Annotated in this window: 12 protein-coding genes; 5 read left to right on the top strand and 7 right to left on the bottom strand. The window is 63.9% G+C overall.

All coding sequences use genetic code 11. The annotated features are described in order from the left end of the window. Positions 1–20: 20 nt before the first annotated feature. The gene (locus tag ACZ5BO_RS30665; RefSeq protein ID WP_464697337.1) at positions 21–1,097 is read right to left on the bottom strand and encodes an endonuclease/exonuclease/phosphatase family protein; all 1,077 of its coding nucleotides are present in this window, start codon (positions 1,095–1,097) and stop codon (positions 21–23) included. Positions 1,098–1,185: 88 nt separating this feature from the next. After that, a complete protein-coding gene (locus ACZ5BO_RS30660; RefSeq protein ID WP_025129267.1) occupies positions 1,186–1,848 on the bottom strand; it encodes a membrane protein in 663 nt (220 codons plus the stop codon). Positions 1,849–2,027: 179 nt separating this feature from the next. Here ACZ5BO_RS30660 and ACZ5BO_RS30655 point away from each other — a divergent pair, with 179 nt between their 5' ends. The 3 genes from ACZ5BO_RS30655 to ACZ5BO_RS30645 all read left to right on the top strand — a co-directional run bounded on the left by ACZ5BO_RS30655 (position 2,028) and on the right by ACZ5BO_RS30645 (position 4,066). Continuing rightward, positions 2,028–2,810 (top strand): DUF2076 domain-containing protein, encoded by a 783-nt coding sequence (locus tag ACZ5BO_RS30655; RefSeq protein ID WP_464697336.1) that lies wholly within the window; start codon positions 2,028–2,030, stop codon positions 2,808–2,810. Positions 2,811–2,947: 137 nt separating this feature from the next. Beyond that, entirely contained in the window at positions 2,948–3,427 is a 480-nt protein-coding gene (locus ACZ5BO_RS30650) for an NYN domain-containing protein (protein ID WP_025129265.1), read from the top strand. Positions 3,428–3,454: 27 nt separating this feature from the next. After that, entirely contained in the window at positions 3,455–4,066 is a 612-nt protein-coding gene (locus tag ACZ5BO_RS30645) for a 3'-5' exonuclease (protein ID WP_025129264.1), read from the top strand. Between the two features lie 236 nt (positions 4,067–4,302). Here the strand turns inward: ACZ5BO_RS30645 and ACZ5BO_RS30640 are convergent, their stop codons facing one another. Next, on the bottom strand, positions 4,303–4,755 hold the full coding sequence (locus ACZ5BO_RS30640) for an Lrp/AsnC family transcriptional regulator (protein WP_025129263.1): 453 nt from the start codon (positions 4,753–4,755) through the stop codon (positions 4,303–4,305). Between the two features lie 164 nt (positions 4,756–4,919). On the opposite strand from ACZ5BO_RS30640, the gene yedA reads away from it, so the two are divergent. After that, positions 4,920–5,831: a drug/metabolite exporter YedA gene (yedA, locus tag ACZ5BO_RS30635; RefSeq protein WP_025129262.1), complete on the top strand. Its 912-nt coding sequence runs from the start codon at positions 4,920–4,922 to the stop codon at positions 5,829–5,831. Between the two features lie 27 nt (positions 5,832–5,858). On the opposite strand, the gene ACZ5BO_RS30630 is transcribed toward yedA, so the two are convergent. The 3 genes from ACZ5BO_RS30630 to ACZ5BO_RS30620 all read right to left on the bottom strand — a co-directional run bounded on the left by ACZ5BO_RS30630 (position 5,859) and on the right by ACZ5BO_RS30620 (position 10,911). After that, positions 5,859–6,899, bottom strand: a complete 1,041-nt coding sequence (locus ACZ5BO_RS30630) for an alpha/beta hydrolase family protein (RefSeq protein WP_464697334.1) — start codon at positions 6,897–6,899, stop codon at positions 5,859–5,861. A gap of 273 nt (positions 6,900–7,172) precedes the next feature. Beyond that, positions 7,173–10,112, bottom strand: a complete 2,940-nt coding sequence (locus tag ACZ5BO_RS30625) for a discoidin domain-containing protein (protein ID WP_464697333.1) — start codon at positions 10,110–10,112, stop codon at positions 7,173–7,175. Positions 10,113–10,452: 340 nt separating this feature from the next. Then, the gene (locus ACZ5BO_RS30620; RefSeq protein WP_464697332.1) at positions 10,453–10,911 is read right to left on the bottom strand and encodes a hypothetical protein; all 459 of its coding nucleotides are present in this window, start codon (positions 10,909–10,911) and stop codon (positions 10,453–10,455) included. A 225-nt stretch (positions 10,912–11,136) separates the two neighbouring features. Between ACZ5BO_RS30620 and ACZ5BO_RS30615 the strand changes: the two genes are divergently transcribed. Next, positions 11,137–12,471 carry a DEAD/DEAH box helicase gene (locus ACZ5BO_RS30615; RefSeq protein WP_464697331.1) on the top strand — a complete coding sequence of 445 codons (1,335 nt, stop codon included), beginning with the start codon at positions 11,137–11,139 and terminating at the stop codon, positions 12,469–12,471. A 79-nt stretch (positions 12,472–12,550) separates the two neighbouring features. Here the strand turns inward: ACZ5BO_RS30615 and ACZ5BO_RS30610 are convergent, their stop codons facing one another. Continuing rightward, entirely contained in the window at positions 12,551–13,792 is a 1,242-nt protein-coding gene (locus tag ACZ5BO_RS30610) for a TIGR03862 family flavoprotein (protein ID WP_464697329.1), read from the bottom strand. Between the last annotated feature and the right edge of the window lie 757 nt (positions 13,793–14,549).

Raw genomic sequence — 14,549 nt, 5'->3', positions numbered from 1 at the left:
CCTGCGCCTGGCGAGTGGGGTTACTGGGCCGGGAGCAGGAAGCGGGCGAGTACCGGCAGGTGATCGGAGATGCGCAGGGTATCGTCCTGGCGCACCCGGGACTCGACCCGCTTGAGGCGCGGGCTGTAGAACAGGTAGTCGACGGTACGGTCCGGGCCATCCAGGCTCGGGTCATTGGGGTAATGGGTCAGCCAGCGGGCCCGGTCGACGCCGCTGGCCTGGGTGTTGCTGGGGATCATCGGGTACTTGTCCCACAGCAGGTGCAGGGGGCTGTCGGCGCTGTAGGGCGCGCGTTGCCCTTCGCTCAGGCGCTGGTACTGGCCCAGGGGCAGCAGGTTGAAGTCGCCGCCGATCAGCCAGGGCGTGCCGCGGCCCTCCAGCTTGTCGAGCACCTTGGAGATGGCCGTGACCTGCTTCTGCTGGGTCTCATCGGCCCTGCGCGCACGCTCCAGGTGAGTGTTCAGGGCCACCAGTTGGCCGCCGTCGCTCAGGGGCAGGTAGCTCAGCAGCAGGGCATCCCTGGGCTGGAACTGGCGCTGGAGGATGTTGTGGGGAGCCACCGGCAATTGCAGGCGTTCGGCGTGTTCGATGCGGTAGCGGCTGAGGGTCGCCAGTTGCCGGCCGACACTGCCGAAGATATGCAGGGAAGGGATGAAGTCAGCCTTCCAGTCATAGGCCTGGGTACTGCAGGGATACAGATCGGTGAGGCGTTCCTGCAGGAGCTTGAGCTGGTCCTGGTAGGCGCTGGCCTTGGCGCCGTTGTCGACTTCCTGCAGCAGCACCAGGTCGGGTTTTTCGTCACGGATCACCCGGGCCACTTCGTCGAGGCTGAAGGCCATGTCTGCGACGGTGGGCTGCTCATCCTCGCCTCGCGCCTGGTCGTTCCAGAATACGTAGCGCTTGCCCGCCAGGTACTGCAGGTTCCAGGTCATCACCTTCAGCGCCTGGCCCGGTACCAGCGGCGCGGCCTCGGCGCTGCAGCTGACCGCCAGGGTTTCCCGGGTCTCCGGGCGCCAGGTCAGGCTGTAGATCAGGCCGATCAGCAGGGTGCCGATCAGCAGCAGGCTCAACAGGGTGACGCGAAGTAGACGGATCATCGGCTCGGCTTATGGCGTTGCAGGATTGCGCCGGAGCATAACCGAGAGCGCGGCCGTCACCCAAGGGGCAGAGCGGCCGCAGGTGGCATCAGCGCTTGTCCGCCTGCTCGCTGACCAGCATGAACAGGCGGTACAGCACCACGCTGGTGAACAGTTGCAAGAAGCTGTAGGCGCTGTCGATGGCCAGCGACAGGATCGGGTTGAGCGGCTGGGGATAAGCCGCGTCGCTGGCGCCCTTGAGCAGCCACAACGGGGCCATCACCGCGAGGATGCACAGCAGAATGCGCAAGAAATGCCCGCGGCTCAGGCGCAGGCTTTCACTGATGGCCGCCAGCGGCGCCATGCCCCTGAGCACCAGCAGGTACTCGGCGAAGGCCAGCACCACCATCAGGAACAGCCCCGGCAGGAAATACAGCGACAGCCCCAGCAGGATCAACAGCGTGCTGACCGCCGTCAGCAGGGCAAAGCGTGGCCACAGGGTCAGGGCCATGGCCAGCAGGTCGCGGGTACGTGGTGATTCGCCCCGGGTTCGGGCATCCAGAAACAGAATCAAGGCACCGGTATACAGCGGGTACAGCAGCAGGCCCACGATCACGCTGTAGCCGGGGAAGGTGTTTTCCCCCAGGGCGCTGCTCACCCCTTGTTGCAGGAGCGCCTCGAGAACCACCAGAGGCAGGCACAACCGGGCGATCTGGCCGAGGTTGCGCTGGAAGAAATACAGGGAGTCGCGCAGAACATCTAACGGATTCATCGATGAAGATCGCAGGTGACGAAGCGGTTGCACACTTTAACCGATGCAGGCCCCTGCGGAGCAAACGTAAACCTTGGGTAAAGACCATTGAAAGTCGTCGCACCAGCCCCATAACTGGTGCGTGCCGTCGCCCCTTCGGGCGCGGAGCGGTTTTTTACCGGCAATCTAAAGAGGTCGCCATGAACAACGAAGAGCAAACCCTGATCGATGGACTGTTTTCACGGTTGCAGCAAGCCGAAACGGATTCAGCCCCGCGTGATGCCCAGGCCGAGGCGCGGATCAAGGAGCATCTGACCCGCCAGCCTGCGGCCGGGTATTTCATGACCCAGGCGATCCTGGTGCAGGAGGCCGCCCTCAAGAGCCTCGATGAACAGAATAAGCAACTGACCCAGCAGGTCCAGCAACTGCAGGCCGAGCTGCAACAGGCCAGGTCCCAGGCGCCGGCTGCAGCTCCTGCATCGGCTGGCGGCTTCCTGTCGAGCATCTTCGGCGGTTCTCGCGAGCCGCAGCCGGCTCCAGCGCCCAGCGCCCCGCCGGCGACGAGTGGAGGCTGGCGCGAACCGCCCCGTTCTTCCTTTGGCGCGCCGCCCCAGCAGAACTTCGGTGCAGCCCAGCAGAACTATGGCGCCCCGCAGCAGAACTATGCGCCCCAGCAGGCTCCGGCAGCAGCGGGCAGCAGCTTCCTTGGTGGCGCCTTGAAAACCGCCGCCGGTGTCGCCGGTGGGGTGATGCTGGCCCAGGGCATCAGCAGCCTGTTCCACAACAACCAGCAACCTCAAGAGGTGGTCGAGGTCATCAAGGAAGAACCAGCACCGGCCAGCGACAACAGCGGCTGGGGCAATGACGACCAGCGCCTGGCCAACAACGACTCCTGGGGCAGCAACGACCAGGGCGGCTTCAGCAACGCCGACTACGACAACGACGACAGCTCGTTCTTCTCCGACGACGACTCCTTCGTCTGATGCACCGTCGGTCCGGGGCAGGTCGCTGCCCCGGACCGATAATTCGCGGAACAATCCTCGTGGCTGGCATACTGGGCGACTTTTCGGGGCCCAAGGCCCGATCCAGCCCCTGCGCTGCTGCGCCATGAGGATTAGCGGTGAAAAAAATCGCTGTGTTCGCCGACGTCCAGAACCTCTACTACACCGTTCGCCAGGCCTATGGTTGTCACTTCAACTACGCGGCCCTGTGGGCGGACATCAGCAAGCAGGGGCAGATCGTCGAGGCCTATGCCTATGCCATCGACCGTGGCGACAGCAAGCAGCAGCAGTTCCAGCAGATCCTGCGCAACCTGGGCTTCACGGTAAAGCTCAAGCCCTACATCCAGCGCAGCGACGGTTCGGCCAAGGGTGACTGGGACGTGGGCATCACCATCGACATCATGGACGCCGCCGCCCATGTCGACGAAGTGGTGCTGGCTTCCGGCGACGGTGATTTCGACCTGCTGCTGGAGCGCATCATCAGCAAGCACGGGGTCAGCGCGGTGGCTTACGGGGTGCCGGGCCTGACTGCCAATTCGCTGATCCGCGCAGCCACCCGCTATGTGCCGATCGAAGGCGCGTTGCTGCTTAAAAACTGATCAATTTTCCTACGGAGCAGCACAGGTTTGGAACGCATTGCCGTCATCGACTTTGAAACCACCGGGATCTCCCCGAGCAGCAGTTGCCGGGCCACGGAAATCGCCGTGGTGATCCTTGAGCAGGGGCGCATTGTCGAGCGTTACCAGAGCCTGATGAATGCCGGCGTGCGCGTGCCGGCCTTTATCGAACAACTGACCGGCATCAGCAACGCCATGCTGCGCAGTGCCCCGCCAGCGGAACAGGTGATGAATGAGGTCAACGAGTTCGTCGGTATCACCCCGTTGCTGGCGCACAACGCGGCCTTCGACCAGAAGTTCTGGGATTTTGAACTGGGGCGGATCAAGCGCACCCGGCTGCAGAATTTCGCGTGCTCACTGTTGTTGGCGCGGCGCCTGATGCCGGCGGCACCGAACCACAAGCTGGGTACCCTGACCGCCTATGCCGGCCTGCCTCACACCGGCCAGGCGCACCGGGCCATGGCCGATGCCGAGATGGCGGCCAACCTGGTGGCGCACCTGGCCACCGAGCTGCGGCACACCCATGGCTTGCAGGCGCTGTCCCATGATTTCTTGTGCAAGCTGCAGAAGGTCCCGGCGGCCAAGGTGCCCGAGCACCTCAAGCGCCATCGCGGTTGCTGAGCACTGGCCCGCTGTAGCCGCTGCTGCAGGTTCGTACCTTGTTCGGGCTGTCAGGCCTGCAGGGGTTTAGTCACGGCTGAAGTTGCCAGGCCGCGGCGCTTCCCCCTGAGCAAAAAACAGCCAGTTCTCTGCAGGCCTTGCGTACTTGGGGCTGCCGAGGCTTTTGCTCAGGTTATCCACAGGCGGCTCCCCAGGGATTGGGGGTAAGACGGTGGCCGGTGACGAGCAGGGATGGATCACCTATCGAGGGTTTCCAACTGCCCCAGGGGCACGCGCCGTTCGATGGCACTGGACAGCACGATGGACGTCTTGCTGAAGCCGAACTGGGCCACACGGTTGATCAACTCCTCCAGCTCCGGCATCGAGCCCACCGCGGCCTGCATGATCACGCAGGGGTCGCCGGTGACCCGGTGGCATTCGGTGAGTTGGGGAATCCGGATCAGTTCGTCGTAGACCTTCTGGTTGCCATGCTGGGCCAGGCGCAGTTCGATCACGCACTGGATCGGCAGCCCCAGCTTGCTCATGTCGACCTTGGCCTGGTAGCCGATGATCACCCCGCTGGCTTCCAGCTTGGCCACGCGCTCGGCCACCGCCGGTGCCGAGAGGTTGACCTTGCGTGCCAGCTCGGCGTAGCTCGCCCGGCCGTTCTCCAGCAGGCTGGCAAGGAGCATGCGGTCGTACTTGTCCATGGAAAATTCCCCAACCCAGGCTGACTTTCGAAAGCACGGTATATAGCCCTGATCTCCATGCTTTGAAAAGTGTATGGGTCTTATAAACAGGTTTTGTAACTTAATTTCCGTTGGTCGGCTTTTTAGAATAAGTCTCCCCTCCTGCCTGCGTTCGAGCCGTCCCCATGCCTGGCCAAAGCCGTTTTCCGCTGCCCCTGATTGCTGCCTTCTTCGCCCTGTATGTGATCTGGGGCTCGACCTACCTGGTGATCCGGATCGGTGTCGAGTATTGGCCACCGTTGATGCTGGGGGGCATTCGTTTCGTGATCGCCGGTAGCCTGATGTACGCCTTCCTGCGCTGGCGCGGAGTGCCGGCGCCGACCTGGGCGCAGTGGAAGGCGGCGGGGGCGATCGGCGTGCTGCTGCTCAGCTGTGGCAATGGCGCGGTGACGGTGGCCGAGCACACCGGCGTTACCTCCGGGGTCGCGGCGCTGGCGGTGGCCACGGTGCCTTTGTTCACCTTGCTCTGTGGGTATTTCTGGGGCGCGCGCAACACGCGCCTGGAATGGGCCGGCATCGCCCTTGGGATGATCGGCATCGGCATGCTCAACCTGGGGTCCAACCTGCAGTCCAGTCCGCTGGGCGCGGGCCTGCTGCTGTTCGCGGCGGCGGCCTGGGCGTTCGGCTCGGTGTGGAGCAAGCACTTGCCGCTGCCCCAGGGGGCGATGGCCAGTGCAGCGGAGATGCTGGTGGGGGGCGTGGTGTTGCTGATCGGCAGTGCCCTGAGTGGTGAACGCCTGGAGGCGGTTCCGCCATTGGAAGGCTGGCTGGCCCTGATCTACCTGATCGGTTTCGGCTCGATCATCGCCTTCAACGCTTACATGTACCTGCTCAAGCATGTGCGTCCGGCGGCGGCCACCAGCTACGCCTACGTCAACCCGGCCGTCGCGGTGTTGCTGGGGATCGTGTTCGTCGGCGAAACCATCGGCCTCGAAGAGGCCTTGGCCATGGTGGTGATCATCAGCGCCGTGGTGCTGATCGGTTTGCCCCAGTGGCGCAAGCCCAAGCCGAAAGCGGTGGCCCAGGAAACCGCCTGACCCCGGCGGGCCAGGCGCAGGGGCGGATTATTGGGGTGGGATCGCCTTGGCCAGGAACGTGCTGACCCGGTCGGCGACCTGCCGGTGAATAGCTTCGCGGCTGCGCCCGTCACCGTCCTGGCAGATGATTTCGTCGCCTGGTGCCTCTTTCTCGAGCAGAGCAACGGCCCCCGGCTTGCACTTCTGCATGAAGCTGAAGTGGCTGGCGTCGGCGATCTTTTCACTGCTCACCAGGTCCTGAGGGAGCTGGGCGATCAGGTGGGCCGACTCCATCTGGAACGGCAGGTCACCATTGATATCGACCCCGGCTCCCATGACCAGTATCGGTTGCTCGATGCTCGCCAGGCTCTGTGCAGTGAAGCCCCGGGCGAAGCCCAGGTCGAGCGAGACGAAGGCCTTGACGCGCGGGTCGCGCAGGTCCTGGCCAAGCAGCGGTTGCTGTTCAGGAGCTATGCCCAGCTCGGGGGCCAGGCCGCAGATCCTTGGGCTCGGGTGCAGTTGGCATTCCTCGCGCAAACGTTGCGCACTGTAGCGTGCGCCGGCCAGGGCGGTGACGGTCCAGCCCCCCAGCGAGTGGCCGATGGCCGCGATCCGATCACCTTGGACAGGGCCAGCCAGGGCCGGGTTCTGGGTCAAGTGGTCGATGACTCGGCTGAGGTCGCGGGGGCGTTCCCAGAGTCTTGCCGCCTCTTCCGGGCGCGTGTCGAACGAGGTGGTGCCCGGGTGGTTGGGAGCGGCGACGACATATCCCTGGCGCACCAGCTCCGTCGCCAGCCAGCTGAGGTTTCGCCAATTGCCGCGATAGCCATGGGACAGGACCACCAAAGGATGTGCTTGCCCGGTAACCGGTGCATCGAGGATGGCCGGCCCCCCGAAGAAGACCTGGTTTTCCCCCGTCGAGACAACCGGCTCGGTACTGGCGGTCGGGTACCAGAGGGCGACATGCAGGGCTCGGTTCTCGGCGGACTGGGCCAGGTCGATTTCGCGAAAGCCGATGTTCTCGGCGGCCTGCGCATTGACGATTGAAAGGCCCGCTAGCATCCATGCGGACAGGGCGGTCTTGAGCATTGAAATCTCCATCGGAAAGTGTTCGCACAGGTGTGCGAGGGCGCCAGGACGGCGCGCCTGAGAGTGAGGCCAAGCGGGGGGCGGAAACAAGTACAGCCAACGGAATTTATTGGCCAGGGGCAGCAGGAAAAAAGGCGCGCCATGCATGGCGCGCTCTGCACAAGTGAGGCCAGGTACTGGCAGCGTTCAAGGGACCTGGCGGATGCGCAGGTCCCTTGGTGGCGCCTCAGGTTTTAGGGGCTGGCGGCCGGCCCGGAGACCGGGCGCCAGCGGTCATCCGTTGCAAGGACCGCCATCGCGCCAGACCTTGCCGCTGTTGTCCGGGCCGACGGTACTGGCATTCGGCTGATTGCCTCGGGTCCACCAGCGTGCGATGTAGAAGCGCCCGTTATGGCTGACCTTGCTGCCTGTGACATAGGTGTCGCCCGCGCTCCAGGGGCCCTGGCATCCCGCCGGCGGCACCGGTTTATCGGCCAGGACCCGCACGCTGTGGTCCCGGGTCACGCTGAGCTTGCCGTTGCTCACCGTCAGGCTGACCCGATAAGTCACGTCCTGATCGATTTTCGGGGCGACGAACTTCATCAGGGGGCCTGCCGCTTCGAAACCGACGCCGGGGCTGACTTTCCAGCTGTAGCTCAGCTTCAGGCCGGCCGGGTCACTGGAGGCCGTGGCGTTGAGGTAGACCACTTCGCCCCCCTGGGCTTGGGTGGCACCGCCAATGATCGCTACCGGAGGTTTGACCGTTTCCACCGGTGGCTCGGTCGGTTTATCCCCGCCGCCCTGGCAGGGGCCGAGGTCGCGCCAAACCTTGCCGCCGCCATCAGGGCCGGTGAAGGCTGGGTTGCCCGGTTCGCTGCCTGAAGTCCACCAACGCGCCTGGTACTGACGACCTTGCCATTGCACCACATCGTTGCTCACGTAGATGGCGCCGACTTCCCATTCAGCCTTGCAGTGGCTGGTGGCGGCCTGGCCCTTGATCAATATCTCGTGGGTCCGGGTACTGCTCAGCTTGCCGTTGCTCAGGGTCAGGGTGAAACGATAGCGGGTATCTTCAGCCAGCTCTGGGGCAATAAACGACACGCTTGAACCGTCGAAGCTGAAGTCCAGCCTGGGCGACGCTTCCCAGGCGAAGCTCAAGGCATTTCCTTGCGGATCGCTGGAAGCGGAGGCGTCCAGAACGATCTTTTCGCCGGCATTGGCCGTGGTCTTGCCACTGATGACGGCTATCGGTGATTTACCCGCTTGCACAGGTTTGAGCGAAGCCGCCTTGACTTCATTGTCTGCGTTGAACTGGCCATCGGCGAGCAAGTCCCAGGCGCCGCTCGGGCTGTTGCTGGCGTAGACCTGGTAGCCCTTGATGTTGCCTGCCTGGCCCGCGTCCTGGCGAGGCAAGTAATGCAGTTGCGAGAAGCGCCGCTCGGCCCCCAGATCAATGATGATCTGATGGGGATAACGTGCGTTCGCGGCCGAGCTCCAGTAGGTCTTGGGGTTGCCATCGATGGCCTGGGCGCCTGAAGCCGCGCCGGCTCCGGCACTGCTGGTGGAGTGGATGCGCCAGCTGTCGCGTGGCAGCGATTGGCCCTTGGCGTCGGCCAGCAGCAATTCCGCCACGCTGGCAGTGTCCTTGCCGTCCACTGAAGAGCTGGCAACCAGTTTCAGGTAGCGGGCCTGGGCGGTTTCACTCTGGTGCGCATAGCTGAAGCCTTCCAGAACCAGGTCGGAGGCGGTTTGATTGTTGTTCGTGCGCAGGGCCAGGTACCAGCGGCCCGCACGAGGCGTGTTGACCGCCAAGGATGGGCCTGAGTTTTCCTGGGAGCGATAGCCGTAGTCGCTGAGGCTCGGTTGGCTTGCGTACTTGATCAGCAGCTGCGAGTTCCCCGTGTATTCGGTACGTTGGCCATTGGTCACCGTGAACACCAGGCGTTCGGTGCCGGGCGCCACATCGATCGGGAAGTAGTGCCACTGTTTGGCTGCAAGGTCGATCGTCTGATCTAGGATCTTGCTCGCCTGCTCTTCGGCCAGGGGCACGACGGCCGGGCTATAGGCGGACATCTTCGCTGCGTTTTCGCGCCATACCCGGGCCATGTTGGCGGTGCGCGCATCCCCCACGGGCACGCCGCGGATGTCCTTCACATCGGGGTTGGAGTAATAGCCAATGTGGTTGCCGCACAAGATGCTGCCGACGGTGCCGTTGTTGTGGCCGAACTTATAGCTGCTGCCATCGGAGCAGTGATTGCCCCCAGCGTTGTGGCCGATCTCATGGCGCAAGGCCGCGGATGACCTGATGGCGTTGACGGTATAGCGCCCACCGACATAGCCCCAGGCTAAGGCGGTGTCCACTCCTGGAGTCCCTTTGACGAAGGCGGCCACAAGGTCTGGGCTGTACTGCTTCATGCCTTCGGCGAACAGGGTGCTGACCTGGCCCAGGGTTCCGCCGGAGCTTGCGGTAATCGGGTAGTCGCCGGGAATCACCTGGGTGCCCACCAGGCGCAGGCGCACGCCTTGGACCTGGGATTGTTTCAAGGCTCTGTTGACCGTCGCGATCTGGCCCAGGGCGTAGGCTTCGTGATCGCCAATGTAGTTGGCCGCCACTTGTGAGAAACCCGCCAGCACGTCGATGATGGTTTCGCCCTGGGCGTTGCGGTTGAGTTGCAGGCTGCGTTGGCCGCTCAGGGTTTCCAGTTCATGGACCGTTTCCTCGCTGCTGTTTTGTTCAGAGTCGGTGCCGCTTCCAGGCTGGCCCAGGTGCTCTTCAGAGCGGATCAGCGACTGTTCGCCACTGGCGTTGCCGCGAATGATTGCGCCGGCGTCGGGGAGCAGGGCAATGAAGCTGCCGTCGCCACGGGTGACCAGGATCATTTCCCCGGGTGGGGCCAGGGAGCGGGCGCGGCCTTCCAATTGGCCGCTCATGACCTTGAGGTCCTTGAAGGTATCGTCCTGCTGGGCCACCAGGCTGCGGATGCGCATTCCGGTTTCCTGCAGCAGCAGGTCGGTTCCGACTTCGACGCCGCTACGCTGCATCGGGTTGGCGGTCAGTGCCTGGAGATTAATGAAGTGACCGGTGATGATCTGTTCATTGTGCGTGTGTGCGGCATCGGCAGGGACTGCGCCTGCCAGCAGCGGGCTGCTGAGTGGCAACAACAGTGCTGTTCCCAGGCGGGTGACCCAAAGACGGGTAGCGCGGCACAAGGGGTTCAATCTGAAGCTCGACATAACCATTCCTGGACGGTCTCAGCGCGGCGCAAAACCTGGCGAACAGGACCGCTAAAGCGTCCGCGCTGAGGATGTGGATAAGGAGTTGTGCCGGCGGTGGGCATCATAGGCAGGGGAGTCGGCGCCGTACATCGAAGGCCGGGCTTTTAGTACCGGTCCTAGGGAACTTGCCGCTGCAAAGTCAGGAAGGCGGAGCAGAATGGGGCTTGTCGGGGGCGAGGGCTGATGGCTGGGGCCCGCTCAAACGTTTCGAATGCACCCGCCCAGCCTGTGGGAGGCCAGGCTCGCAGGCTGAAAAACGCCGGGCATGGCCAGGCGTCGTGCGGTCAGATGACCGGGGTCACTCGATGCCGGTCAGCAGCACCACGGCAACCAGCACCGCCACCATGGCCAGGGAAAACAGCAGGCTGATGCCCGCCACTCGCCATAGCGAGACGAAGCGCCCGTTGCTCGCTTTGTGCTCCTCCACCTGGGGGCCGAACAGTTGGCGCGCGTAGGCATTCATCCCATAGATCGGCGGCAGGACAAAGACCACCGCGGGGATACTTTGCGGCAGGAAAAAGCCGGCCACGCTCATGGCCACGAGGAGGCCGATGCCCATGGCCCAGGCTTTGTTCACCTCGCTCTCGCGGCCCATGGCCTTGAGGTTCTGGCTGATGAAATAAGCGCCCGCCACCGAGCTGCCGATGAAGGTACTGAGGCCAATGGCCGGGATGCTGTACAGGCTCAGATTCCGGGCAACTGGCTTTTCGGCCAAGAGTTCGGCTGTGGGGGCCTGGAAGGGGTTTTCGCTATCCATGCAGATGGGCTCCTGGGAGACAAGGCAATCGGGGGGGTATCAGCTTGCGTCGTGCGCCGGATTTTCGGGCGACTGCTGCGCTGTATTCTGGCGCTAATGGCGCGGGCAAGCATACACCAGCAAGTCACAGGGAGACGCCAGCGGCCGGCGACGAGCGTGCTCCTGAATTAGGGTAAACTGCCGCCCATTGCGTCCCTGCGCCGAATCTTTCCTACGGTACCCCCCATGACATTCGCCACCCTTGGCCTGATCGAACCCTTGCTGCGCGCCCTTGAAACCCTTGGCTACCAGACCCCGACCCCGGTCCAGGCCCAAGCCATTCCGGCGGTGCTGGGGGGGCGTGACCTGATGGCCGCAGCCCAGACCGGCACCGGCAAGACTGCCGGTTTCGCCCTGCCGTTGTTGCAATTGCTGACCCTGCAAGGGCCCAAGGTCGACAGCAACTCGGTGCGTGCGCTGATTCTGGTGCCGACCCGGGAGCTGGCCGAGCAGGTTCACGAAAGCGTGCGCCAGTACGCCGAACACCTGCCGTTGCGCACCTACGCGGTGTATGGCGGGGTCAGCATCAACCCGCAGATGATGAAGCTGCGCAAAGGCATCGACCTGCTGGTGGCAACCCCGGGGCGCCTGCTGGATCTGTTCCGGCAGAACGCAGTGAAGTTCAACCAGTTGCAGACCCTGGTGCTCGATGAGGCCGACCGCATGCTGGACCTGGGCTTCTCCGAAGAGCTCAAGAGCATCTATGCCGCCCTGCCGAAAAAGCGCCAGACCCTGCTGTTCTCCGCCACCTTCTCCGACGCCATCCGCCAACTGGCCGGGCAGATGCTCAACGACCCGCTGAGCATCGAAGTCAGCCCACGCAACGTGGCCGCCAACACGGTCAAGCAATGGGTGGTGCCGGTGGACAAGAAGCGCAAGCCGGAGCTGTTCAGCCACCTGTTGCGCAAGAACCGCTGGAAGCAGGTTCTGGTGTTTGCCAAGACCCGTAACGGCGTGGACGCACTGGTGGAGAAGCTCCAGGGCCAGGGCGTGAACGCCGACGGCATCCACGGCGACAAACCCCAGGCCACGCGCCAGCGTGCCCTGGATCGGTTCAAGGCCAGCGAGATCCAGATCCTGGTGGCCACCGACGTGGCGGCCCGCGGCCTGGACATCGAGGACCTGCCGCTGGTGGTCAACTTCGACCTGCCGATCGTGGCCGAGGACTACATCCACCGCATCGGTCGTACCGGACGTGCGGGTGCCACCGGCGAGGCGATCTCCCTCGTCTGTGCTGACGAGGTCAACCTGCTGTCGGCGATCGAGATGCTCACCCGCCAGACCCTGAAACGCCACGAGGAAGCGGACTTCTCCCCCGAGCACCGAGTCCCGGAAACCGACGCCAGTGGCCAGGTAGTCAAGAAACCGAAGAAGCCGAAGAAACCCAAGGCCTCCGGTGGCGGCGGCAAGCGCAACCTGGGCAAGTGGGTGGACAGTGGTGAGGTAGCCGAAGCGCCGGCGGCGAAACCGGTACGCAAGGTCCCGGCGTTCAACACTGGGCCGCGCAAGCGCAAGCCTTGATCTGATATTGCGCTGACCTCTTCGCCGGCAAGCCGGCTCCTGCAATTCCCCGTAGGAGCCGGCTTGCCGGCGAAGCTGTTTATGGCCTGCGCCGCAGCCACTCCAGTATTCCCAACCCGGCACGGCGGCCGCTGGCAAAGCAGGCGGTCAGCAGGTAGCCACCGGTAGGGGCTTCCCAATCGAGCATTTCGCCGGCACAGAACACCCCAGGCAGTTGCTGCAGCATCAGGCGCTCATCCAGGGCTTCGAAGGGCACGCCACCGGCACTGCTGATGGCTTCGTCCAGTGGGCGGGGCTTCACCAGAGACAGGGGCAGTGCCTTGATTGCCGCCGCCAGTCGCGCCGGATCATTGAAGGTGTCGGCGTCCGTCAACTCCCGCAGCAACGCGGCCTTCACCCCTTCGATACCCAACTGGCTCTGCAGGTGCTTGGCCATCGATCGTGAGCCACGGGGCTTGGCCAGGGCGGCTTGAACCTTGTCCCGGGGCTTGCTGGGCAGCAGGTCGATATGGACGGTTGCCTGGCCATGCCGGTTGATGGCTTCGCGGATCGGTGCCGACAAGGCGTAGATCAGGCTGCCTTCGATGCCGCTGGCGGTGATGACGCATTCCCCCAGGCGGGGAACGTCGTCGTTCAGGCCAATGGCGACATTCTTCAGGGGCGCTCCGGCGAATTTGCTTTTCAGCAACTCGCTCCAGCCGCCCACGTCAAACCCACAGTTGCTCGGTTGCAGCGGTGCGATCCGGATGCCTTGCTGTTCCAGCAGGGGCAGCCAGGCGCCGTCGGAGCCCAGGCGTGCCCAACTGCCGCCACCCAGGGCCAGCAGCAGCGCATCGGCATTCACCGCGCTTTCCCCTTCAGGGTGCTGCACCCGCAGGCTGGCGTCGGCATTCCAGCCGAGCCAACGGTGGCGAGTGTGGATCGCCACCCCAGCATCGCGCAGGCGCTTGAGCCAGGCGCGCAACAGCGGTGCGGCTTTCATGTCGGTGGGGAAGACCCGGCCGGAACTGCCGACAAAGGTTTCGATGCCCAGGCCATGAATCCATTGGCACAGCGCATCGGCGCCAAATTCGCGGAGCAGGGGGGCCATCTGTGGTGCGCGTTCGCCGTAGCGGGAAAGGAAGGCCGGATAGGCCTCGGAGTGGGTGATGTTCATCCCGCCGACCCCGGCCAGGAGGAATTTGCGGCCCACCGAAGGCATGGCGTCGTACAGGTCGACCTGGATCCCGGCCTGGCTCAAGACCTCGGCGGCCATCAAGCCGGCCGGGCCGCCACCGATAATGGCGACGCTGTGGGGGAGAGGGGAGCGGGATCGGGTCATGGCGGGAAGCGGTACTGGGGATTTGGCCGGGCATTCTACCCGAGGTGCAGGCGCTGCCGCTGATCAGAAAATAGACGACCGGCTGCATCTCCCGCGTGGCCTGGGCTGCAAAGGGTTTTGCCCAGGTTATCCACAGTCGGGTCCCCAGGGATTGGGGGTAATGCACGAGTGCTTGGTCGAAAAATGATCACTTTTGTGCAGGCCTTGTACGGCCTGGGCTGGGAGGGTTTTTGCTCAGCTTATCCACAGGCGGTTCCCCAAGGATTGGGGGTAAGGCATTCACAGCAGAGTGAAACCTTGATGACAGGCGGCCAGCGGTGTCGGAGGGGGCGCAAGTGCTCGGCTTCTGTGCCTGTGGTCAGGTCAGGGGTTGTGCCAGTGCTGTTTGTTGATCAAAAAACATACAGGTTGCTGCAGGCCTTGCCTGCCGTGGGCTGCAAGGCCTTTTGCTCAGGTTATCCACAAGCGGTTCCCCAGGGATTGGGGGTAATGCCGTGAGTGGTTCAGGGTGGGGCGCAAGGCTTGGTCAAAAACTAAGCGGTTAGCTGCAGGCCACGGGTGGCGAGGGCTTCAGCACCTTTCGCTCAGGTTATCCACAAGCGGTTCCACAGCGAATGTGGGTAAGGCGTCCAGGATTGAGTGACAACCTGATGACGTCCAGGCCCGCTACGTCCTGCAATCTGGGGGCGGGCCGTGCCGAGCCAGGGCTTGTCCAAGCCATCCCCTGCCCCGATGTTCTTCGGGGCTCGATGAACGG

It is taken from the genome of Pseudomonas sp. FFPRI_1 (genome assembly GCF_055384485.1).
Note: the sequence above shows the minus strand (reverse complement) of the source record. Positions and strands in the feature narration are given on the sequence as shown.

What these genes read in the sequence shown, in the direction of transcription:
- yedA (WP_025129262.1), top strand. Translation starts at nt 4,920, where the DNA reads ATGCCTGGCCAAAGCCGTTTTCCGCTGCCCCTGATTGCTGCCTTCTTC.
- ACZ5BO_RS30615 (WP_464697331.1), top strand. Translation starts at nt 11,137, where the DNA reads ATGACATTCGCCACCCTTGGCCTGATCGAACCCTTGCTGCGCGCCCTT.
- ACZ5BO_RS30660 (WP_025129267.1), bottom strand. Translation starts at nt 1,848, where the DNA reads ATGAATCCGTTAGATGTTCTGCGCGACTCCCTGTATTTCTTCCAGCGC.
- ACZ5BO_RS30665 (WP_464697337.1), bottom strand. Translation starts at nt 1,097, where the DNA reads ATGATCCGTCTACTTCGCGTCACCCTGTTGAGCCTGCTGCTGATCGGC.
- ACZ5BO_RS30630 (WP_464697334.1), bottom strand. Translation starts at nt 6,899, where the DNA reads ATGCTCAAGACCGCCCTGTCCGCATGGATGCTAGCGGGCCTTTCAATC.
- ACZ5BO_RS30625 (WP_464697333.1), bottom strand. Translation starts at nt 10,112, where the DNA reads ATGTCGAGCTTCAGATTGAACCCCTTGTGCCGCGCTACCCGTCTTTGG.
- ACZ5BO_RS30610 (WP_464697329.1), bottom strand. Translation starts at nt 13,792, where the DNA reads ATGACCCGATCCCGCTCCCCTCTCCCCCACAGCGTCGCCATTATCGGT.
- ACZ5BO_RS30655 (WP_464697336.1), top strand. Translation starts at nt 2,028, where the DNA reads ATGAACAACGAAGAGCAAACCCTGATCGATGGACTGTTTTCACGGTTG.
- ACZ5BO_RS30620 (WP_464697332.1), bottom strand. Translation starts at nt 10,911, where the DNA reads ATGGATAGCGAAAACCCCTTCCAGGCCCCCACAGCCGAACTCTTGGCC.
- ACZ5BO_RS30640 (WP_025129263.1), bottom strand. Translation starts at nt 4,755, where the DNA reads ATGGACAAGTACGACCGCATGCTCCTTGCCAGCCTGCTGGAGAACGGC.